The sequence below is a fragment of the Streptomyces alkaliphilus genome (genome assembly GCF_014141535.1).
Lineage (GTDB): Bacteria > Actinomycetota > Actinomycetes > Streptomycetales > Streptomycetaceae > Streptomyces > Streptomyces alkaliphilus.
Genome location: NZ_VKHT01001368.1, coordinates 1 through 1,046, shown reverse-complemented (window position 1 = coordinate 1,046; position 1,046 = coordinate 1). Strand labels below are relative to the sequence as shown.

The following is a 1,046-nucleotide window of genomic DNA, read 5'->3' as shown; positions in this document are numbered from 1 at the left end:
CCCGGGGAGGGCGGACGCCGCCGCCCCGCGCCCGTTCCCCTCCTTCGCACGGACGGGCCGCGCCCTCGTCCCGCTCGCCCTGCTCACGGGCCTGCTCATGGCCTTCCCCGGCATCGTGCCCAACGCGCCGGGACGGCTCGGCAGCCTGCTGGAAACCTTCCGCCCCTGGCTGGGCGCGGTGATCCCGCTCCCGGTGCTCGCCGCGCTCCTGCGGCGCTCGGCCGGCGCCCTGCTCGCCCTCCTCGTCCCCACCGGCGTCTGGCTGCTGTTGTACGGAGCCGCCCTGACCACCCCCGATCCCCACTCGGTCCCCGAGACCGGCTACGCCGTCGTCCAGCACAACGTGGGCGACGACAACACCGACCCCGCCGGCACCGCCCGACTCCTCGCCGACAGCGGGGTGGACCTCGTCGGCCTCCAGGAGATCACCCCCGAACTCCTGCCCGTCTTCTCCGCGATCCTCGATCCCGAATACCCTCACCACGTCGTCTCGGGCACCGTCGGCCTGTGGTCCCGGCACCCCCTGGACGAGGTGCGGAACATCCACGTCCGGCCGGCGGCGCTCGGCCCGGAGTGGACCCGGGGCATGCTGCGCGCCCGCGCCCGCACCCCGGGCGGCGACCTCGCCGTTTACGTCGCCCACCTCCCCTCCGTGCGGGTCGGCCCCACCGGCTTCACCACCGACCTCCGCGACGAGGCCGCCCTGGCCGCCGGCGAGGCCCTGGCCGCCGAACCCCTGGAGCGCGTCGTGCTCCTCGGCGACCTCAACGGCACCGTCGACGACCGGGGACTGGCCCCCGTCACCGACCGGATGGACTCCACCGGCGGCCCGCTGCGCTTCTCCTGGCCCGAGAGCTTCCCCATCGCCCGCATCGACCACGTGATGACCAGGGGCCTGGAGATCGAACGCCTGCTGGTGATGCCCGCCACCGGCAGCGACCACCTCCCCGTTCACGCGCACCTGAACCCGCCGCCCGACGGGTGAACCCCACCGGGCGCACCGGGCCCGAAGGGCCGCCCCCTACCAGTCCCGCCAGGCGTCGGTC

1 protein-coding gene is annotated in these 1,046 nt (G+C 75.3%); it reads left to right on the top strand.

The window, feature by feature from the left end:
- A partial coding sequence (locus FNQ90_RS24525; RefSeq protein ID WP_323380161.1) for an endonuclease/exonuclease/phosphatase family protein occupies positions 1-985 on the top strand: 985 nt, incomplete at its 5' end.
- Positions 986-1,046: the final 61 nt, after the last annotated feature.